Source organism: Thalassotalea marina (assembly GCF_014656435.1).
In the GTDB taxonomy this organism is placed as follows: Bacteria; Pseudomonadota; Gammaproteobacteria; order Enterobacterales; family Alteromonadaceae; genus Thalassotalea_C; species Thalassotalea_C marina.
In genome coordinates, this window is record NZ_BNCK01000005.1 from 199,439 (window position 1) to 219,486 (window position 20,048).

Here is a 20,048-nt window from a genome sequence, read left to right on the forward strand (position 1 = left end):
TTAATCTTCAAGACCTGCAAGCGGATAAACCGTTTGCACGCCCAATACCCAACCTACAGAATCAGTAGCTGCACCAGCAACTAACTCTTTGGGTGGTTCAAGTGTGATAGTCACTGTCGAATTTGACTGATCCACTTGTACACTATTTGAATAAGATGATTCTTTACCTCCAATACCCAAAGGTATACCTAAAAAGCTAATACCTGTTGATGCAGACTGTTCAAAGGTTTTTTGGATACGTTGGTAGTCGGCACTTTTCACCGTGATTTTAACCGTAGGATAGTTACTAATTGCGGCACCTTGAGTAAAACTGAATGGGCCGTTAGAAGAAAAATCGATATTAGGGTCTGGATGGAATTGGAATCCACTCACGTCCTTATTACGGTTTTGAATCGCGTCTTGAATTGGCTGAGTCCAATACCAATTTTTTCGTGTTGCCTGATCATAAGCCACAGGGCCATATTGCACTAAAGTGACACCAGGGAACGATAACTCAACCGTTGTTTCATTCTGGCTAGTTGCCACATCACTTTGAAAATAACTAGCATTGCCGCCAACATTAACTGATAAGAAACCAAGTACAGGGAAGCTAGCAGAAGCACCACCAGATACTTTAACCTGAAATTCGTTTTGTGAAGAGCGATCAACTGTCATGCTCAGTTTTACCGCTTGGTTTTCATTTTTCAGGCTATTTTGAATACTCGATAAGCTGGTCGCTACTTGATATGCCGGATGATATTGTGTTGTGCTGTCGTTAAGTAACATACCTCCGTTGTTTTCTGCAGAAAATTGAGCTGCTCTCAACGCTGCTGATAAATAACCAGTATTCATGGTTACTGCATTTTTCAGCGAAAGAACACTAGATAAAGCGTTTAAGTAATTAACAAACACTGGTACTACAGATTGGCCACTTGCTGGTGTGTTGTTAAGCGTTTGATTTAAATTAATCGACTCTTGAATATCCATTAATGTTGTCGGTGGGTTAGCCCACTTGGTGGTGATTTCACTGACGATGTTATCTAGAGGTTGGCCGTCTCCCGCAGGAAACGTACCAAATGCTGAACGCCAAGCCGTCAACACCGCGGTTTTTTGATCAACAGCGTTAGCATCAGCTTGATTTAACCTTTCTTGGTCGTCCGTTGACAACGAATAGCTAATCGCACTAAGTGCTTTAATAAATTGATTGGTAAATGGTTGTCCTAACTGAACAGGATGGGTATTGGCTTTTAAACTAGCATCTATCCAGTTATAGGTTTTTGCATTAAAAACAAGATTATTTGGGTCCTCGTAATAATAGGGAAAATTGCCTAAAGCATTTGTGTTAAAACTTTCCAGCGGAACACTACCAGTTGCTGAAGACAAGATGTCATTAGCCTGCTGTCTTAGCGCATCAATAATCACGCTAGCAGAAGTTGAATTACTCATTTTCGTTTCCTTGTAAGATAAACTATTAAACGCGATGTAAAATCATCGAACTCTTACTACTCAACTACATGAACAACCTAGTGCTGATTTGCACTTGGGGAGAGTTAGAGGGACAAAAAGCGGATGGACAACTAGAACAGAATACCCCCATCCTTGGGCTTAACTCTACAGGCATTAAAGTTAGTTGAAGTTAGAATGAATGCAACTAGCGAAGCGGCGTTTTTGTCGATAAATTTTTAATTTTTCTCTACTAGCGATGCAAGGAGTTGTTTATCAAAAGAATTTAAATAACAAATAAAATCAAAAAATTTTTTGTTCCCATTAATTGGTTTCTCGTTAAAATAGCCCACCTATTTTCACCACCACATTGCTTTTTATGAACGACTCAATCAACTCTAATTTGCTTACTGATGAATATTATATGCAGCACGCAATGTCGTTAGCCCATAAAGCACAAGCAATAGGCGAAATTCCGGTAGGTGCAGTTGTTGTTGCTAATGGTGAAATAATAGGCGAAGGCTACAACCAATCAATTACCTTAAATGACCCTTCTGCACACGCTGAAATGCTTGCCATTCGCCAAGCTGGTAAAGTGTTAAATAACTATCGAATGCTCGAATGTACCTTGTACGTGACATTAGAGCCCTGTCCTATGTGTGCAGGATTACTCGTACACAGTAGAATTAACCGCTTGGTTTTTGCCGCTAGTGATGAAAAAACCGGTAGCGCAGGCAGCGTGTTTAACCTAGTAAACCATGAACAACTTAACCACCAAGTAGAGGTTACTCGCGGTGTACTAGCCAATGAGTGCAGTGATATGCTGTCGAGCTTTTTCAAACAACGCAGAAAAGAAATAAAAGCTGCCAAACTCGCCAAACGTCAACAAAATCAAACTGAAGAATAATCTTAATCCCCCTTAGTCTCGTATTAGTATTTAAACCTGCTAAACGAGATTAAGCTAGTTGGCTGATCAACATAAAAACTATTCAAAAGGCATTTATTGCTTTACCGATGATTTAAGATTTCAAGACAATATTGCCTTGGCCAACACTATTGCACAGTGTGATGAAATCGCTTTCATTTATATACTCGATCCCCGTTGGTTTCAAAAAACCAACTACCAGCACACATGGATAGGCCAAGCTAAATGGCAGTTTATTAAACAGTCTCTTAGTTGTTTAAATCAGCAACTGGCTGAGCATGGTCATCAATTAACCTTGCTCCATGGCAACGTTGAACACGTACTCTGTGAGCTAATTCGCGAAAATAACGTAAACTTTGTTGGCTTTGCAACACTAGTTGGCAGTAATGAACAAGTGTTATGGGCTGAACTTGCAACAAAATGTGCTGATACGCATTTTGCTTCTGCAAATAATAGCATTATGTATTTGGGTGAGCGATTAAACTTAAAGCACGAATACCTTACCAGTTTTTCCCGTTTTAGGCGTTTTGTCGAAAAACAGCAAATCAAGATAGAACAACCAAGAAAGATCCACCTTGATGCATTACCCAGTAGACTGACACTTCAAAATCAACCGTCATTTAGTAAAGCGCTAACAGCACTCCCCTATTTCATTTCTGGCGATGTACAGGACGTTCAAACGCATGATTCTTTTTTCGGAGGAGAAAAAAGCGCTGTACAGCACTGTAAACAATATTTTGCTTCATCCGCTGCGTCTAATTATAAAACAACACGTAATGCGCTAGACGGTTGGCAAAACTCAACAAAATTCAGCCCTTATTTAGCCAATGGTAATGTGTCTGCAAGGCAAATTATGCAATGGCTTAAGCAATTTGAACTAGCGCATGGCGCGAGTGAATCAACCTATTGGATTTACTTTGAACTACTGTGGCGTGAATATTTCCATCATTTAGCGAACTCGCTAGGTAATACACTTTACCGATTTTCTGGCTTAGCCCCCTGCGCGCCCAGCACCAGCTTTTATGCAGAACGGTTTAATAAATGGTGCAATGGTAACACCCCTTACCCCATAGTTAATGCCTGTATGAAGCAACTTAACCAAACGGGTTTTATGTCAAACCGCGGCAGACAACTTGTTGCCAGCTACCTAGTGAATGAGCTGGGTATTGATTGGCGTTATGGCGCCGCTTATTTCCAGCAGCAACTGATCGATCATGATATTGCCAGCAATTGGGGCAACTGGCAGTACATTGCGGGCGTAGGCGTCGATCCCAGAGGCGGCCGACATTTTAACTTGCAAAAACAAACCTCACTTTACGACCCTGAACACACCTTTATCAACAAATGGCATGGGCAATTATGTGACGCAAGACTCGACTCAACAGACATGGTCGATTGGCCTATTGATTGGTCAAAGAAGGAAGATTAAACATGGCAATCAACCTTGTTTGGCCAAAACGTGATCTGCGCCAGCAAGATCATAAGCCACTCTTAGAGGCCTCTAAGAGTGGGCACCCGGTATTGTTAGTCTATAACTTTGAGCCAATGTTGTTTGAAGATCAGCACTTCAGTGACCGACACTGGCGTTTTGTATGGCAGTCTTTAATAGACATTAAAAGCAAGATACCTCAAGGTGCCTTACATATAGTTTCTAAGGACGCTAAACAAGCTTTCAATGATATCCACCAAAAGTGGCATATAAATGCTTTATATTCCTATCAGGAAATAGGATTAAACAATACATTTAAAAGAGACATTGCCATTCAAAATTGGTGCCTAAAACGAGGTATTCAATGGACCGAATATCCAATCGGTGCGGTGATCAGAGCATTAAACTCGCGGCAAAATTGGGATACTCATTGGCAACAGGTAATGCGCTCATCACAAGACAATTTAAACCTAAGCCAAATTAACTGGGGACAAATTGGAACAACTGAATTATCAACTTTCTTAGTTAATAAATTAAATGAGCAATACAGCACCTTTCAACAAGGCGGTGAAAGTATGACGCATAAAGTTCTTGACTCATTTTTTCAACAAAGGGGAAAAAGCTATGCTTTTTCTCTTTCCAGCCCGTCACTTAGTGTTGAACATTGCAGTCGCCTTTCAGCTTACTTAGCCTGGGGCAACATTAGCCTTAAACAAGTCTATCAAAAGCTATTGTCTTACTGGCATAAACCTAGTTGGCGAAGATCGCTGGTCGCCTTTAGTTCGCGATTACATTGGCATTGTCATTTTATTCAAAAGTTTGAAAGTGAATGCCAAATGGAGTTTTACTGCATTAACAAAGGGTATGAAGCATTACCTAGAGTAACCGGTGATGAAGCCTTTGAAAAACTTCAAGCGTGGAAAACAGGTCAAACAGGTATTCCCATGGTAGACGCATGCATGCGCTCTCTTATTAACACCGGATATTTAAATTTTCGCATGCGCGCTATGTTAGTGAGCTTTTTAACTCACCATCTAGCGTTAGATTGGCGTTTAGGTGTTAAACATTTAGCAAGCGTCTTTTTAGATTTTGAGCCTGGAATTCATTACAGCCAGTTTCAAATGCAAGCCAGCGTCACTGGCATTAACACCATCAGAATTTACAATCCGATAAAACAAGGTGAGGAAAAGGATCCTGATGGTGAATTTATTAAAACATGGCTACCTGAACTCAATGAATTGCCAGCACCATTTTTTCACACACCGTGGGAAATGACTCCTATGGAACAGCTTATGTACAACGTTGAACTTGGTAGCGACTACCCAATGCAGATCGTCGATATAAAACAAAGCTACAAAGCCGCACAATCGTTACTTTGGCAATGGAAAAGTAAACCACAAGTAAAAATAGAAGCACAACGCATTTTAGCCAAACATGTTAGGCCGAGTACAAGCTAATGCGCAAACAGCATTTACCCACTAAGGTCTGTATAACCTGCAAACGCCCATTTACATGGCGTAAAAAGTGGCAACGTGATTGGAATAACGTCAAGTATTGCTCACGACGATGTAGCAGCGGTAAAAAAGGTAATTAAAGAGAAACAAAATGAAGCAGCAATATAAAACCATACGATTAGTATTGGGCGATCAACTCAATGCTAGTCACTCTTGGTTTCAAGAAAAGAATAACGACACCTTGTATGTAATAGCCGAACTGCATCAGGAAACTGACTATGTTGTTCATCATATTCAAAAAGTTGTTGCCTTTTTTGCCGCGATGAAAGCGCTTTCTAGTGCATTAAACAAAGCAGGTCATCAGGTTTTACACTTAACGCTTGACGATACAAAAGATTTCCAAGACCTGCCTAGCCTGTTAGCACATTTACTAAAAAAATATTCGGCAACCGCTTTTGAATACCAGTTACCAGACGAATACCGCCTACGTGAGCAGTTATCAAAGTATACTCGCCAACTTGAAATTGATAGTTGTGCTTATGAAACACAGCACTTTTATCTTTCGGACAGTGAGCTTAGCGACTATTTTAAACAAGATACTAAACATCGAATGGAGCATTTTTACCGTAAAATGCGCAGCCGTTTTAACCTTTTAATGGAAGGTTCATCCCCTCAGGGTGGGCAATGGAATTATGACGCTGACAATCGCAATAAAATTAAAGCGGATGACTTTGACAAAATTCCCGAGCCACTAATTTTTGAAAATGATTGTGACGACATCATTGAGCGCATTAAAGCGCACAAAATAAAAACCATGGGCATGATGACAAACAACTTGTATTGGCCTATAAACCGAAGCCAATCTTTGGCGCTGTTAAGGTTCTTTTGTCAGCACTGCTTAAAATATTTTGGCCGTTTTCAAGATGCAATGCTAGATCAACAAGAGATGACTGTTCAAGAAAAATACTGGAGCTTACTGCACTCTCGTTTGTCTTTTTCATTAAATAGCAAAATGATCAGCCCACACCATGTAGTAAAGCAAGCTATCGAAGCTTATCAACAAAGTGATGGCGAGATAACTATTGCGCAAATTGAAGGATTTGTTAGACAAATCATCGGTTGGCGTGAATTTATCCGTGGTATTTACTGGTTGAATATGCCGCAATATAGCCAGCTCAACTACCTCAACGCTAGCAACAAAATGCCGAGTTGGTTTTGGACAGGAAAAACTAAAATGAACTGTTTAAAGCATGCTATCTCACAATCGCTAGATTATGCCTACGCCCATCACATTCAACGTTTAATGATCACCGGTAACTTTTGTTTAATAAGCGGCATTGACCCGACTGAAGTTGATGCTTGGTATTTAGGCATTTATATCGATGCCATCGAGTGGGTTGAAATGCCCAATACCCGGGGCATGAGTCAGTTCGCAGATGGCGGTATTGTTGGCTCAAAAGCGTATGCCGCCAGTGGAAACTACGTAAACAAAATGAGTAACTATTGCTCCAATTGTCACTACAAGGTCAACAAAACGTTGGAAGATAACGCCTGCCCACTAAATTCACTATACTGGCACTTTATGGACAAACACCAAGACAAGTTTGCCAATAACCCAAGAAGCAGAATGGTATACGCTAACTGGAATAAAAAAACTGACGCTCAACGCCAGCAAGTCCTAGATAAAGCAACCTCGCTGCTCATAGATATTGAAAATTTGTAATATCTAGATATAGATAATTTATCAACATAAAGAAAAAAGGGCCCGTTCAATGAACTAGCCCTTTCTAATAATTGGTGCGGAAAGCGGGACTTGAACCCGCACGGCCGAAGCCACCACCCCCTCAAGATGGCGTGTCTACCAATTCCACCACTTCCGCAAATTTCTTAGTTTGGTATTTCGCTATCTTTTTTAGCGCCTGACGTTGGAACTTCGTCATTTTTAACTGGCTCTACAGCAGGTACAGATTGTTCTGTTGCTGGAGCACCTAAGTCGTTCCATTCGTCAGTTGCTTTAACGCGGTTAGCTGTTAAGTTACCTAATACTAAACTGATAGCAAAAAATGCAATTGCCAACCAAGTTGTAGCACGTGTTAAGAAGTTACCTGAACCGCTAGAACCAAAAATTGTTGCAGATGAACCAGCACCAAAAGATGCGCCCATATCTGCGCCTTTACCTTGTTGTAATAAAACCAAGCCAATTAAACAAATGGCAACGATTAGATAAACAACAATTAAAACCTGATACAACATCGTTAATTCCTTAAACCGCCGAACAAATATGACTAAATTCGTCGACTTTTAAACTAGCCCCACCGATAAGACCACCGTCTATATCTTGTTGAGCGAATAATTCTTTGCAATTAGCAGCGTTAACGCTACCACCATACAATATTGAGACTTTTTTTGCGACTTCAAGGTCTACATCAGCGATAAACTGACGGATGAATTGGTGAGTCTCTTGAGCCAATTCTGGAGATGCTGTTTTACCCGTACCTATTGCCCATACAGGCTCATACGCAACAACGATCTTCGAAAAATTTTCAATACCGATTTCATCGATAACTGGCTGAATTTGTGACGCTAAAACAGTATTTGTTTGACCCGTTTCGCGTTCTTGTTCACTTTCACCAATACAAAATATTGGTGTCATGCCAGCATTTAGTACTTTAGCCACTTTATGAGCAACCAAAGAGCTAGTTTCTTTATAGAGCGAGCGACGCTCTGAATGACCAACAATCACATACTTTACACCAACTTCATTCAACATTTCTGTTGATACTTCGCCTGTGTAAGCACCTTTTTCATGCTCACTTACATTTTGACTACCCAAGGCAATATTTGCATTGAGATTACAATCAATTTGCTTACTGGCAAATGAAGCTAAATAAGGAAAGCTAGGACAGATAATAACACGAGTGTTTTCTGATAGCTCTACCTTTGCCAAACTGGCTGTCATCTCATCGACTAAAGATAAACAGCCGTTCATCTTCCAGTTTGCTGCTACGATTACAGGTCTGGTCATGTGTCATTCCTAATTTAAAGCGGCGAGATATTAACTAACAAAAGAACAAGATACAAGTAGAAAACTTAATATCTTGTTCAAATGGTCACTTTTTCAACCGACTAGCAAGCTTTTTTAACCGCGTCGGCAATTTTGTTGGCTAAGGCTGTCACTTCTTCATGATCAGGACCTTCAACCATGACTCGAATTAATGGCTCAGTACCCGATTTGCGCAATAGTACACGGCCTCGCCCACTGAGCTTTTCATTTACATGGTGTACAGCGGAAATAACATTGTCTGATGTAATTGGATCATTATCCCCAGCAAACCTAACGTTAACGAGTACTTGTGGTAATTTAGTCATGCCTTGTCTTAAATCATAAAGACTTTTGCCTGATGAGCAAATTGCCGTAAGAACATTCAAAGCAGCAATGATACCATCGCCAGTTGACGTGTGTTTTAAATTAATGATGTGCCCTGAATTTTCAGCGCCTAACTGCCAGCCTTTTTCCTTAAGCATTTCCATGACGTAGCGGTCACCTACTTTACTGCGAGCAAAAGGTACGCCCATCTCTGTTAAGGCTATTTCTAGGCCCATATTACTCATGAGAGTACCAACAACACCTCCGGTGATATTGCCTGACTTTAAGTCGTTACAAGCGATAACAAAAACACACTCATCACCATCGACCACATAGCCTGTGTGATCAACCATCATAAGTCGATCGCCGTCTCCATCAAGCGCGATACCTAAATCAGCTTGGTGCTCTACAACCGCTTTACTGATAGCATCCATTGATGTCGCGCCACAGCCATCATTGATATTTGTACCATTCGGCGCTGCACCAATACTAATCACTTCAGCACCCAATTCTTTAAATACATTAGGTGCAATATGATAGGTAGCACCATGTGCACAATCTACCACTATCTTTATATTTTTAAGTGAATAATGGCTTGGGAAGTTACTTTTACAAAATTCAATATATCGACCAGCCGCATCTTCAATACGGTTGGCTTTGCCTAGTTTGTCAGAAGCAACACAGGCTATTTCTTTATCAAGCTCAGCTTCTATCTCAAGCTCAACTTCATCCGGTAATTTTTGACCGTCTTGCGAGAAAAACTTAATACCGTTATCAAAATATGGATTATGAGAAGCACTGATCACTATGCCGGCTTCTGCTCTAAATGTTTTGGTTAAATAAGCAATGCCTGGTGTAGGCATTGGACCTAACAAGCCAATATCAACACCAGCAGCTGAGAAACCAGCTTCCAATGCAGATTCCAACATATACCCTGAAATTCGAGTATCTTTACCAATAAGGACTTTTTTTGTACCTTGCGCAGCTAACACTTTGCCAGCTGCAAACCCTAACTTCATCACAAATTCTGGCGTAATCGGGTATTTACCCACTAAGCCACGAACGCCATCTGTGCCAAAGTATCTTCTTTCAGTCATGAAGTTTTCCCTGTTAATGTTTTTATTAATTTGTTAATTGGTGCGTTATTTGTAATATTTTTATCGCGTCCATTGTTTCTTGTACATCATGGACACGTATTATAGAGGCGCCTCGTTCAACAGCCAGTAATGCGGTTGTTAAGCTACCTGCTAATCTTTGTTCAATATCTCGTTCGAGTAGTTTACCTATCATCGATTTTCTTGATGTCCCAGATAAAATGGGCATATTAAAATCATCAAAGCAGGTTAAGTTTGCCAATAAACGGTAGTTCTGTTCAACTGTTTTTCCAAAACCAAAACCCGGATCTAAAATAATTCTTTCTTTTTCAATGCCATGCTCGTGACAGTCTTCAATACGTTGCTCAAAGAATTGTTTAATATCACCAATTAAATCTTGATATTGAGGATTATGCTGCATGGTTCTGGGCTGCCCTTGCATATGCATTAAACAAACAGGCAATGAACTTTGTCCAACAATTTCAAGACAGCCTGGCTCTTGCAATGCTCTGACATCATTAATTAAATCAGCCCCTGCGGCAATGGCTTCTGCCATCACTTGGGCTTTACTGGTATCTATTGAAACATTGATATTAAAGCGTTGTTTAATCGCTTTTATCACAGGAATGGTTCTAGAGAGTTCTTCTTCAACTAAAACGTCAGCGGCACCTGGGCGAGTGGATTCTCCACCGATGTCAATAATACTAGCGCCCTGCTCTATCATTTGCTCAGCTTGTTTTAACGCATTATCTATTGATGCAAATTGACCACCATCAGAAAATGAATCTGGCGTGACATTTAATATTCCCATGACTTGAATGTCTTGGCGGTTTAACGATAAAGGGGTGCCTGGAGATAATATGTTCAAGGGGGAGATCTCAGAAATTAATGTTCACAGATAAAAGAAAGCCTCGATTATCGAGGCTTATCTAACGTTATTTGGCTGGCATATCACCAGGACTGTTTAAATCCGGTTCAACCTTCTTTTCAGATTTTGCTTTAGGTGGCTCATTTGAACCTGAGTTATCACCATGAAAATCTGATGGTGGACGCACTTCACGACGCGCCATTAAATCATCAATCTGATTAGCATCAATTGTTTCGTACAACATAAGAGCATCTTTCATCGCATGAAGAATATCCATGTTGTCTTTTAAAATTTGCTCAGCACGTTGGTAGTTACGATCAACAAAGTCTTTGATTTCATCGTCGATCATTTTTGCTGTTTCGTCAGACATATGCATAGATTTAGCCGATGTACGACCTAAAAATACTTCGCCTTCTTCTTCAGCAAATAACATAGGACCCATTTTTTCAGATAGACCCCATTGTGTCACCATCTTGCGAGCTAAGTTTGTTGCACGCTCAATGTCGTTTGATGCACCAGTTGATACTTTATCTGGACCATAAATGATCTCTTCAGCAATACGACCACCATATAATGACGAAATATTACTTTCTAAATGCTGTTTGCTATGGCTAAATCTATCTTGCTCAGGCAAGTACATGGTAACACCTAGTGCACGTCCACGAGGAATAATAGATACCTTGTACACTGGATCATGTTCCGGTACTAATCGACCAACAATCGCATGGCCCGCTTCGTGGTAAGCTGTCATTTCTTTTTCAGACTCGCTCATCACCATAGACTTACGTTCTGCGCCCATTAAGATTTTATCTTTGGCTTTTTCAAACTCTTCCATCGACACAAGGCGACGAGAGGCGCGTGCAGCAAATAGTGCCGCTTCGTTAACTAGGTTGGCTAAATCTGCACCCGAGAAGCCCGGCGTACCACGTGCAATGACTGACGCTTTCACGTCATCACCGATTGGTACTTTGCGCATGTGCACTTTAAGAATTTGTTCACGGCCACGGATATCTGGTAAACCAACGGTCACTTGACGGTCAAAACGACCAGGACGTAATAATGCTGGATCTAATACATCTGGGCGGTTAGTTGCGGCAATAACAATGACACCTTCATTACCTTCAAAACCATCCATTTCAACTAGCATTTGGTTTAACGTTTGTTCACGTTCGTCGTGACCACCACCTAAACCAGCACCACGCTGACGGCCTACCGCATCAATTTCATCGATGAAAATAATACATGGAGCAGATTTCTTCGCTTGTTCGAACATGTCACGTACACGAGATGCACCAACACCAACAAACATTTCAACGAAATCTGAGCCTGAAATAGTGAAAAACGGTACTTTAGCTTCACCAGCAATTGCTTTTGCTAATAAAGTTTTACCAGTACCTGGTTGACCAACCATTAATACACCTGATGGAATGCGACCACCAAGTTTTTGGAATTTAGAAGGGTCTCTTAAGTAGTCAACTAATTCAGCAACTTCTTCTTTTGCTTCATCACAACCAGCAACGTCAGCAAACGTTGTTTTGATTTGGTCTTCGCTAAGTAAGCGCGCCTTTGATTTACCAAAAGACATTGCGCCCTTACCGCCACCACCTTGCATTTGACGCATGAAGAAAATCCACACACCAATTAACAAAATGAACGGGAACCATGAAATAAAGATAGTTGTCAGGAAGCTTGTCTCTTCTGGCATATCACCAGATGCAGTTACACCTTGCTTAACTAGGTCGTTAATAAGATCGCGGTCATATCCACCAGGGATCACTGCAACAAATTGCTCACCACTTCGCTTTACACCTTTAATTACACCATTGCGGTCAACATTTACTTCACGGATTTGTCCTTGACGCACATCCTGAATAAAGCGTGTGTAATTCATTTGCTGTTCTGCGCCACCGCCCGGAGTAAAACTCTGGAACACTGACATAAGTACTACAGCTATTACTAGCCATAAAATCAGATTTTTTGCCATATCGCTCAACTTAACGACCTCTTACTTGAAAATCACACGCCATTTTTACGAGTAAAACACCGTGTTTTGATAATTCTATTTAATTTACTACAATTTGAACCCTGTCGCCACCAGATATACTTCTCTTGATCTGGCTCTTGATGACATAGGTTTACGTACTTTAACCACTTTAAAGACGTTTTTTACTTCTTGCATATATTGATCAAATCCCGCTCCTTGAAATACTTTGACCACAAAAGCGCCGTTTTTCTTCAATACTTGGTGACACATATCTAATGCTAGTTCGACCAAATACATACTTCGTGCTGAATCTGCGGCTTCATTTCCGGTAAAGTTGGCCGCCATATCTGACATAACAACATCAATATTTTTACCGTCTATTCTAGATAATAACGCTTCAAGCACGGCGTCTTCTCTAAAGTCACCTTGCAGAAAATCAACTCCTGCAATTGGATCCATAGGCAAAATGTCACAAGCAACTACTTGTCCATTTTGCCCTACCGCTTTAACCGCATATTCAGACCAGCCTCCTGGAGCTGCTCCTAAATCTACGACTTTCATGCCCGGTTTGATCAATTTATCTTTGTCATTGATCTCTTCGATTTTGAATACGGCACGAGATCTCAACCCAAGTTTTTGGGCTTTTTTCACATATTCGTCGTCGAAATGCTCTTGCATCCAACGCTGGCTACTATTTGTTCTCTTTTTATTACTCATTTTTAACCAATGCTGTTCTGGAAACTTAGATTTCCATACAGGTTTTATTAGTATTACAAACAAGATGGAGTTAAAATAGCGATAATTCAAGCCAACATGTAACGAAATTTTTTAATGAGCTTAAATAAAAAACAAATTCAGTATTTAAAAGGTGTAGCACACTCGCTCAAACCTATCGTTTTATTAGGTAGCAATGGCTTAACCGAAGCTGTAATTGCCGAAATAGATTACGCACTTAATCATCATGAACTTATCAAAGTTAAAATCCCAACTGATGATCGTGAAGTAAAAGGGTTAATTGTTGATGCTATCTGTAGAGAAACAGAAGCAACTAAAGTGCAGTTGATTGGTAAAACATTAGTTATTTACCGTCAAAGTGAAGAGAAGAAAATTCATATTCCTAAACTGTAACTCCAAATACAAAAAAGCCGCTCAAATAAAAGAGCGGCTTTTTTTATGCAATTTTAATGACCAGTATTTCTTGAAAAATCTCCACCACGGCCAGTTTGTCTTAGTTCTCCGTTGACGAAATATAAGTAAGTACATTCATCACGAGTCGTTAAATCATCTTTGTGCACGCGTTGTGTGCGGTAAAATAGTACTTTGACCATTTCACCATCTTTTTCATAGGTTTCGGTAAAGTCAGCTACACCCATAGTCGTTTCAACACTATTAAAACTTGCACCTAATTCAATTCTAGCGATTTTTTTGCGATTGCTATATTCACGATCTTTAAAGTCGTCTGCAATTGAGTAGCTATAGCCATCATCGTCGCCTGCAACAACGATACAACCTGTTAATGATAAAGTTAGTGGAGCGGTAACCAAAAGTGCTAACAAAGATTTTTTCATAATATTCTCTTACTTAATTATTGTATTTTCCATGAGTCAAACGTTAGCAAATCTTAAACCAAAGATTATAAACCTTTGTAAAATATAATTTTTATTAAAAAACATTAATTTTCAACTAGCGTTTCATTCGTTTTATTCGCTAAAATCTAGTTAATTATACAAGGTAGAGTTAATCAATATGACCATCAATGACGAGATATTAGCCATCGCAAATCAAATTGCTAACCAAGGTAATAAGCCTACCGTCGCTCGCGTAAAAACAAAACTTACTCAGCCAGTGGCATTACCTAAAATAATATCTGTGCTTAAAACTTGGCAACATGATCCTGATTTTACTGCGGTTAAATTAACAAACACTGAACAAAATCAAGAACACGTTGGCAAAAATGAAGAAATTATGGCGCTGATAGATAAAGCTATTCAACCACTAAAAGAAGAAATACAAGAGTTAAAAAATATGCTGAAAGAAATGCAAAAATAGCTATTTCTCTACATAAATATCAGGTGATAGTTGCAATATAAATTCTTCTAAGGTGTTAGCCAGTTTTTTATGCGGTTTACGTCCCACTTTTTCCACCCAAACTTCACCTGTTGCATTATCTAACGTCACTACATGATCGTCTTGATCTGTTACAGCAAAAAAAAGCGTCACATCTTGTTTCAGCTTTTGCTTCATTAAAATATGACCTATCAAGTTTTGTTGCAGCCTGTCAAAATCATCTTTAGACCAAGCAAATAACAATTGAAGATGGCCGTGTTCACAGGTGGCAGGAATTGATTCGCTGTAAATCGTCGAGAAGTAGGCTTTGATTGAGGGATGAAGCTTAATTTCCAACGCATTTTCAACATTGTTAAAGCTTAATTGCTCCGTTATTTTTATCGGTTGCCAATGCACTAAATCATCGTTAAATTTACTAAGTTCACAAGGCGACGCCCACTGTTCGTCAGCTTCTACAACCGGGAAGTGACCGAGTTTGTCACGGTATTGTTCAAGGTATGATTGTGAAAAATTTATCAATGCATCGTGCAAGTTTGGGCTGGTTGATTCCATCTAGTGACTTATTCTTTTAAAATACGAGAAATTGAATCAAGTTTACTGTATCTAGACGCCATGAGCCAATATAAAAACGCATCCGAATTGAACAACTTAACCTTAGGTAAAGCTACTGAATACACCAGTCAATATCAGCCTTCACTTTTGCAAGCTGTTCCAAGAAGCCTTAACAGGGATGAACTTAATTTAAATCAAACTAACTTACCATTTTTCGGCGAGGATGTTTGGTATGGCTTCGAAGTATCTTGGTTAAATACAAAGGGCAAACCCATAGTGAGAATTGCGGAATTTAGATTCCCTTGCACGAGTCCTAATATTGTCGAGTCAAAATCATTTAAACTTTATCTAAATAGCTTTAACCAAACAAAATTTGAATCGGAGCAGGAAGTTGTCGATTTAATGACAAAAGATTTGAGTCAAACTTGTGGAACCAAGGCAGAAGTAAATTTATTTCCAGTAGATAATTGCCCTGCATTAACCATAAAGTCACTAGAAGCAGTTTGTATCGATGAATTAGATGTCGAAATGGACAACTATCAACTAAACCCAGACTTTTTAAAATTAACTGAAAATGCAGAAACCGTTGATGAATCTTTAGTGTCACACTTGTTAAAATCTAATTGTCTAATAACCAACCAACCCGATTGGGCAAGTGTCTATATTCAATATTCCGGCAATAAAATTTGTCACAAATCATTACTTCAATATCTCATATCATTCAGAGAACATAACGAATTTCACGAGCAATGTGTGGAGAGAATTTACTTTGATTTAATGGAACATTGTCAACCTAACAGCTTAACCGTTTATGCGCGTTACACACGTAGAGGTGGTTTAGACATCAACCCGCTACGCTCAAGTAAAGACATTAAAGCTTCTGATGCAAGAACACCTCGGCAGTAAATTAATAAAAACTCGCCTAATTACATCAATCTATACTGACTTTTTAAGCAACTACGTATATTATTAAAAGAATTGCAAAAGGTATTCTTCTCGTTCGAATACCTTTTAGTTTCAATAGCATATTATAGTTTTTCCGCTACTATTATGTGTAGATTTTAGAAGGACGTTGAACTTTCATGACTAGCAACTCCGCTGTCGATAAAGAATTAGCTGCTTTAAAGCGTAAACTTGACTCTGCTGTTTCATCCCGAGCTAACATAGAAAGCGATTTATCTCATCAGTCGTCGCTATTTTCCGAGTTTATAATCAAATTAAGTCAAGTTGCCAAAGGAACTGATACCGCCTTAGACAACAAACTAGCCAAGCTTAGAACTCTTTTTACCAAGTCGGCATCTATAGAAAGTATCGAGGAATTAATAAACGACATTTCACAAATTTTACATCAATACACCACCAAAAATGATGTCGAAATGAGAGCGCTGCAAGATAAATTTATGCAAGGTGGGCAATCACTTCAAAAAATTAAAGGGTTACCTGACGATTTAAGACGTCAATTACGAGCGCTTATTAATGAAAACCAAGAAGTAAAATCCACATTACCTCAATACGTTCCAATTTTGAGTCAATTGCTGACGTTTTATCAGCATGCTTTAAAACAAGGTAATGTTTCTACTCTCAGTAACGGTGTTTTACAATCGGCTGTTACAAAAGCTCCAGTTATAACCGAAACTAGCCAAAGCCTTGATAAAGTAAAAATAGTTAAGCGCTTCGAAGAGTATTTAGCCAAAATCACCATCTCTCGTCAGTACCAAGAGCAACTTAAGAAAATTCGTTCTGAACTGAGCGAAGACATACCTAGACAAAAGCTACTAGCGTCTTTCCTTGCAGCTTTTGACGTTATCAGTTTAGATTTACAACGTGAGAGAAATACTGCAAAAATCTTTTTATCGACATTAAGCGAAACCTTAGCAACCGTTCAATCAGCAGTGACAACAACGGTAAAAAGTCAGGAATCTGCTCAAGCTAAGCTGCAACAGCTCAACGATAAAATGCAAAGCCAAATTTGTGAAATGGCGAACGATTTAGATAAAGCAAACTCATTGGTCGATATTAAAGTTGATATCAATGCAAAACTTCAAGCAATCGCCAAAACCTTAGAAGAAAAAACCTCATTTGAGCACTCACAACAAGCATTGTTTACTGAACAATTGATAACCATGCAAGAACGTGTGGCACGACTTGAAGAGCAAAGTAAAACTTTTGAAAAACGCATTCAAGAACAACAGGAAAAAAGCTTACAAGACGCGCTTACCAAACTTAACAATCGCGCCGCATTTGACGAACATTTTGCGAAAGAAACCGCAAGATGTCAGCACAAACGAATTCCATTGGCTATTGTTGTGGCTGATTTAGATAATTTTAAACGTATAAATGACACATATGGGCATACTGCTGGAGATAAAACCTTGCAAGTATTAGCAAATACGTTTAAAAAACATTTAGAAAAGCATGCATTTGTAGCACGGTACGGTGGAGAAGAGTTTGTTTTTGTGTTCACCGACATAAATAAGGATGAACTACTGCACATTCTGAACCTGCTCCGTAAAACAGTAGCTAAGCTGCCCTTTAAATTTAAAAATAACAAAGTCAGTATGACCTTATCTATTGGCGCAACACACGTAACACAAGAAGACAACGTACATATTGCATTTGAGCGTGCTGACACCGCTCTTTACCAAGCCAAAGAAAACGGCAAAAATCAGGTTGTTTATCTCGAACAGTAGTCAAGGAGTTGTCTATGCATATCCAGTTAAACCCGTTAGGGAATATGAAACTATTGTCGCCATTAGAAGTGGGACAATTACAGCAATCAGCTAGCAGCGAGTTATATAACCTTTATAGAAATTGTTCTTTAGCGGTATTAAACTCAGGCAGCCATACTGATGATGCAGAGGCTATTTACCAACAGTTTCAAGACTTTAACATCCAAGTACTCAGAGTGGAACGCGGGGTAAAAATCGCGCTCGAAAACCCTCCAACTCACGCCTTTGTTGATGGAAAGATTATCCGTGGTATACAAGAACATTTGTCTGCAGTTTTACGAGACATTTTATTCACTCATACCCGTTACGATCACAATCTAGAAGGTGGTGCAAACATTACGCATACCACGTTTGATATTTTACGAAATGCTAATGCGATTTTACCTGACACTGAGCCTAACCTAGTAACCTGTTGGGGTGGTCATTCTATTAATGACATTGAATACCAGTACACTAAAGAAGTAGGTTATCAATTAGGCTTAAGAGGGTTTAATATCTGTACCGGTTGTGGTCCTGGTGCAATGAAAGGCCCGATGAAAGGTGCCACCATTGGTCACGCTAAGCAACGCCATAAAGATGGTCGATACATTGGCTTAACAGAGCCTAGCATTATCGCCGCAGAACCACCTAACCCGATCGTGTCTGAGCTAGTGATCATGCCTGATATCGAAAAACGCTTAGAAGCGTTTGTACGAATGTCACATGGCATCATCATTTTCCCTGGCGGTGCGGGAACAGCAGAAGAGTTGCTATATATTTTGGGCATTATGTTACACCCGAAAAACCAAGCCCAAAAATTACCAATAATATTGACTGGGCCCGCTGAAAGCATGGCCTACTTTGAACAAATAGATAAGTTTATCGGTGCTACTCTTGGTGAAAAAGCACAAAGCTTATACACCATAATTGTTAATGATGCTGAAAGTGTCGCTAAAACCATGAAAGCAGGGTTGGAAGAAGTACTAACTTATCGCAAGCAAATTGGTGACAGTTATCACTTTAACTGGGCATTAACTATTGACGAAGCTTTTCAACATCCGTTTAACCCTACTCACGAAAACATGGCTAAAACTGAAATCACATTTGATATGGACGTTGCATCTTTAGCCGCGAATTTAAGACGCGTATTTTCAGGTATTGTCGCCGGCAATGTTAAATCAGAAGGCATTAAAGAAATTCGCAAACATGGGCCCTTTAACGTTACCGGTGATGATAAAATCATGGAATTAATGGATGCCTTATTACAGTCATTTGTCGCTCAGCAACGCATGAAATTGCCTGGAAGTGAATATGTGCCTTGTTACAAAGTAGTAAGGAATGGCTAAATGACGGCACATGTAGTACTCATTGATGCGATGAATTTAATTCGTCGCATTTATGCCGTTCAAGAGCGCCCTTTTCTTTTAAATAATGAACTTGCTGAAAACACAAAGCAGCAAGTGTTGCACAATACCCAAAAAGCTTGTTTGCAGGCTGTAAACAACATCATTGAATATACACAACCAACACATGCGCTTGCGGTATTTGACAGCAAAGAGCCAGGTTGGCGCTACTCTTTGTATCCTGACTACAAAAAAGGCCGTAAAAAAATGCCGCTTCATCTCGAACAAAGCTTACCTGCGATTCAAGATGGTTTTATGGCATCACATATTGACTCATTAATTTCAGAGCAAGATGAAGCAGATGATCTGATTGCAACACTGTCTATCAAGGTAGCTTTGCGCAGTCAAAACGTCACGATTATTTCAACGGACAAATGCTTTTTATCACTACTTAATCAACATATTCGGGTTTATGACTACTTTAACCGCAGAGAGTTAGATAACCACTATGTTCAACAAAAGTTTGATGTAAAACCTGGTCAGTTAATGGATTTGTGGTCGCTGACAGGCGACAGCACTAACAAAATTCCCGGCGTTGCTGGTATTGGCCAAGTCACTGCTGCTCAACTGCTCAATGAATATGGTTCATTACACGGTATTTTAAAAGCGGACAATTTGAAAAGTAGCATCAAGGATAAACTGGAACAACAAAAACAAGAGCTAGAACTAGCAAGACAGCTTTTGCAGCTAAAGCAAGATATACCTTTGGGGTTTAACTTAAAAGATATTCGCTTGCCAAATTCGCAATCAGCATAAAGCACTTTTAATATGCGGT

20 protein-coding genes and 1 tRNA gene are annotated in these 20,048 nt (G+C 39.5%); 11 read left to right on the forward strand and 10 right to left on the reverse strand.

Going from position 1 to position 20,048, the window contains the following annotated elements; genetic code table 11:
• The gene (locus IE199_RS12445) at positions 1–1,425 is read right to left on the reverse strand and encodes a lamin tail domain-containing protein (protein ID WP_189770953.1); all 1,425 of its coding nucleotides are present in this window, start codon (positions 1,423–1,425) and stop codon (positions 1–3) included.
• A 376-nt stretch (positions 1,426–1,801) separates the two neighbouring features.
• On the opposite strand from IE199_RS12445, the gene tadA reads away from it, so the two are divergent.
• From tadA to IE199_RS12470, 5 genes are read left to right on the forward strand one after another with little or no spacing between them, the layout of a single operon-like run.
• Entirely contained in the window at positions 1,802–2,329 is a 528-nt protein-coding gene (gene tadA, locus IE199_RS12450) for a tRNA adenosine(34) deaminase TadA (protein ID WP_189770955.1), read from the forward strand.
• A 58-nt stretch (positions 2,330–2,387) separates the two neighbouring features.
• Positions 2,388–3,776 carry a DASH family cryptochrome gene (locus IE199_RS12455; protein WP_189770963.1) on the forward strand — a complete coding sequence of 463 codons (1,389 nt, stop codon included), beginning with the start codon at positions 2,388–2,390 and terminating at the stop codon, positions 3,774–3,776.
• 2 nt (positions 3,777–3,778) lie between these two features.
• Positions 3,779–5,233 carry a cryptochrome/deoxyribodipyrimidine photo-lyase family protein gene (locus tag IE199_RS12460; protein ID WP_189770965.1) on the forward strand — a complete coding sequence of 485 codons (1,455 nt, stop codon included), beginning with the start codon at positions 3,779–3,781 and terminating at the stop codon, positions 5,231–5,233.
• Positions 5,233–5,370 carry a DUF2256 domain-containing protein gene (locus tag IE199_RS12465; protein WP_189770967.1) on the forward strand — a complete coding sequence of 46 codons (138 nt, stop codon included), beginning with the start codon at positions 5,233–5,235 and terminating at the stop codon, positions 5,368–5,370. Before IE199_RS12460 ends, IE199_RS12465 begins: the two co-directional genes overlap by 1 nt.
• 11 nt (positions 5,371–5,381) lie before the next feature.
• Positions 5,382–6,953 carry a cryptochrome/photolyase family protein gene (locus IE199_RS12470; RefSeq protein ID WP_189770970.1) on the forward strand — a complete coding sequence of 524 codons (1,572 nt, stop codon included), beginning with the start codon at positions 5,382–5,384 and terminating at the stop codon, positions 6,951–6,953.
• A 72-nt stretch (positions 6,954–7,025) separates the two neighbouring features.
• On the opposite strand, the gene IE199_RS12475 is transcribed toward IE199_RS12470, so the two are convergent.
• From IE199_RS12475 to rlmE, 7 genes are all read right to left on the reverse strand, one after another.
• Positions 7,026–7,110 (reverse strand) — tRNA-Leu (locus IE199_RS12475).
• 7 nt (positions 7,111–7,117) lie between these two features.
• Positions 7,118–7,480, reverse strand: a complete 363-nt coding sequence (gene secG, locus IE199_RS12480) for a preprotein translocase subunit SecG (RefSeq protein ID WP_189771350.1) — start codon at positions 7,478–7,480, stop codon at positions 7,118–7,120.
• A 13-nt stretch (positions 7,481–7,493) separates the two neighbouring features.
• Positions 7,494–8,255: a triose-phosphate isomerase gene (tpiA, locus tag IE199_RS12485; RefSeq protein ID WP_189770972.1), complete on the reverse strand. Its 762-nt coding sequence runs from the start codon at positions 8,253–8,255 to the stop codon at positions 7,494–7,496.
• A 101-nt stretch (positions 8,256–8,356) separates the two neighbouring features.
• The gene (gene glmM / locus IE199_RS12490; protein ID WP_189770974.1) at positions 8,357–9,694 is read right to left on the reverse strand and encodes a phosphoglucosamine mutase; all 1,338 of its coding nucleotides are present in this window, start codon (positions 9,692–9,694) and stop codon (positions 8,357–8,359) included.
• A gap of 25 nt (positions 9,695–9,719) precedes the next feature.
• Positions 9,720–10,502, reverse strand: coding sequence for a dihydropteroate synthase (gene folP, locus IE199_RS12495; RefSeq protein WP_189771352.1), 783 nt, complete (start codon positions 10,500–10,502; stop codon positions 9,720–9,722).
• A 124-nt stretch (positions 10,503–10,626) separates the two neighbouring features.
• Positions 10,627–12,543: an ATP-dependent zinc metalloprotease FtsH gene (gene ftsH / locus IE199_RS12500; RefSeq protein ID WP_229854694.1), complete on the reverse strand. Its 1,917-nt coding sequence runs from the start codon at positions 12,541–12,543 to the stop codon at positions 10,627–10,629.
• 87 nt (positions 12,544–12,630) lie between these two features.
• Positions 12,631–13,260, reverse strand: coding sequence for a 23S rRNA (uridine(2552)-2'-O)-methyltransferase RlmE (gene rlmE, locus IE199_RS12505; RefSeq protein WP_189770990.1), 630 nt, complete (start codon positions 13,258–13,260; stop codon positions 12,631–12,633).
• Between the two features lie 114 nt (positions 13,261–13,374).
• On the opposite strand from rlmE, the gene yhbY reads away from it, so the two are divergent.
• Positions 13,375–13,671, forward strand: coding sequence for a ribosome assembly RNA-binding protein YhbY (gene yhbY / locus IE199_RS12510; RefSeq protein WP_189770998.1), 297 nt, complete (start codon positions 13,375–13,377; stop codon positions 13,669–13,671).
• 53 nt (positions 13,672–13,724) lie between these two features.
• Here yhbY and IE199_RS12515 read toward each other — a convergent pair whose 3' ends face one another.
• Positions 13,725–14,111, reverse strand: a complete 387-nt coding sequence (locus IE199_RS12515; protein ID WP_189771000.1) for a DUF3192 domain-containing protein — start codon at positions 14,109–14,111, stop codon at positions 13,725–13,727.
• Positions 14,112–14,289: 178 nt separating this feature from the next.
• Here IE199_RS12515 and IE199_RS12520 point away from each other — a divergent pair, with 178 nt between their 5' ends.
• Entirely contained in the window at positions 14,290–14,592 is a 303-nt protein-coding gene (locus tag IE199_RS12520) for a hypothetical protein (protein WP_189771002.1), read from the forward strand.
• Here the strand turns inward: IE199_RS12520 and syd are convergent, their stop codons facing one another.
• Positions 14,593–15,162, reverse strand: a complete 570-nt coding sequence (gene syd, locus IE199_RS12525; protein ID WP_189771004.1) for a SecY-interacting protein — start codon at positions 15,160–15,162, stop codon at positions 14,593–14,595.
• Between the two features lie 60 nt (positions 15,163–15,222).
• Here syd and queF point away from each other — a divergent pair, with 60 nt between their 5' ends.
• The 4 genes from queF (at position 15,223) to xni (ending at position 20,029) form a co-directional block, all read left to right on the forward strand.
• A complete protein-coding gene (gene queF, locus IE199_RS12530) occupies positions 15,223–16,068 on the forward strand; it encodes an NADPH-dependent 7-cyano-7-deazaguanine reductase QueF (RefSeq protein WP_189771354.1) in 846 nt (281 codons plus the stop codon).
• Positions 16,069–16,244: 176 nt separating this feature from the next.
• Positions 16,245–17,852: a diguanylate cyclase domain-containing protein gene (locus tag IE199_RS12535; protein ID WP_189771012.1), complete on the forward strand. Its 1,608-nt coding sequence runs from the start codon at positions 16,245–16,247 to the stop codon at positions 17,850–17,852.
• Between the two features lie 14 nt (positions 17,853–17,866).
• Positions 17,867–19,216: a nucleotide 5'-monophosphate nucleosidase PpnN gene (gene ppnN, locus IE199_RS12540; RefSeq protein ID WP_189771014.1), complete on the forward strand. Its 1,350-nt coding sequence runs from the start codon at positions 17,867–17,869 to the stop codon at positions 19,214–19,216.
• Positions 19,217–20,029: a flap endonuclease Xni gene (gene xni, locus IE199_RS12545; RefSeq protein WP_189771022.1), complete on the forward strand. Its 813-nt coding sequence runs from the start codon at positions 19,217–19,219 to the stop codon at positions 20,027–20,029.
• The last annotated feature ends 19 nt before the right edge of the window (positions 20,030–20,048 follow it).

Excerpts from the sequence above, each read along its gene's own strand:
- IE199_RS12445 (WP_189770953.1), bottom strand. The coding sequence starts at position 1,425 with ATGAGTAATTCAACTTCTGCTAGCGTGATTATTGATGCGCTAAGACAG.
- tadA (WP_189770955.1), top strand. The coding sequence starts at position 1,802 with ATGAACGACTCAATCAACTCTAATTTGCTTACTGATGAATATTATATG.
- IE199_RS12460 (WP_189770965.1), top strand. The coding sequence starts at position 3,779 with ATGGCAATCAACCTTGTTTGGCCAAAACGTGATCTGCGCCAGCAAGAT.
- IE199_RS12465 (WP_189770967.1), top strand. The coding sequence starts at position 5,233 with ATGCGCAAACAGCATTTACCCACTAAGGTCTGTATAACCTGCAAACGC.
- IE199_RS12470 (WP_189770970.1), top strand. The coding sequence starts at position 5,382 with ATGAAGCAGCAATATAAAACCATACGATTAGTATTGGGCGATCAACTC.
- tpiA (WP_189770972.1), bottom strand. The coding sequence starts at position 8,255 with ATGACCAGACCTGTAATCGTAGCAGCAAACTGGAAGATGAACGGCTGT.
- glmM (WP_189770974.1), bottom strand. The coding sequence starts at position 9,694 with ATGACTGAAAGAAGATACTTTGGCACAGATGGCGTTCGTGGCTTAGTG.
- folP (WP_189771352.1), bottom strand. The coding sequence starts at position 10,502 with ATGGGAATATTAAATGTCACGCCAGATTCATTTTCTGATGGTGGTCAA.
- ftsH (WP_229854694.1), bottom strand. The coding sequence starts at position 12,543 with ATGGCAAAAAATCTGATTTTATGGCTAGTAATAGCTGTAGTACTTATG.
- rlmE (WP_189770990.1), bottom strand. The coding sequence starts at position 13,260 with ATGAGTAATAAAAAGAGAACAAATAGTAGCCAGCGTTGGATGCAAGAG.
- yhbY (WP_189770998.1), top strand. The coding sequence starts at position 13,375 with ATGAGCTTAAATAAAAAACAAATTCAGTATTTAAAAGGTGTAGCACAC.
- IE199_RS12515 (WP_189771000.1), bottom strand. The coding sequence starts at position 14,111 with ATGAAAAAATCTTTGTTAGCACTTTTGGTTACCGCTCCACTAACTTTA.
- IE199_RS12520 (WP_189771002.1), top strand. The coding sequence starts at position 14,290 with ATGACCATCAATGACGAGATATTAGCCATCGCAAATCAAATTGCTAAC.
- syd (WP_189771004.1), bottom strand. The coding sequence starts at position 15,162 with ATGGAATCAACCAGCCCAAACTTGCACGATGCATTGATAAATTTTTCA.
- queF (WP_189771354.1), top strand. The coding sequence starts at position 15,223 with ATGAGCCAATATAAAAACGCATCCGAATTGAACAACTTAACCTTAGGT.
- IE199_RS12535 (WP_189771012.1), top strand. The coding sequence starts at position 16,245 with ATGACTAGCAACTCCGCTGTCGATAAAGAATTAGCTGCTTTAAAGCGT.
- ppnN (WP_189771014.1), top strand. The coding sequence starts at position 17,867 with ATGCATATCCAGTTAAACCCGTTAGGGAATATGAAACTATTGTCGCCA.
- xni (WP_189771022.1), top strand. The coding sequence starts at position 19,217 with ATGACGGCACATGTAGTACTCATTGATGCGATGAATTTAATTCGTCGC.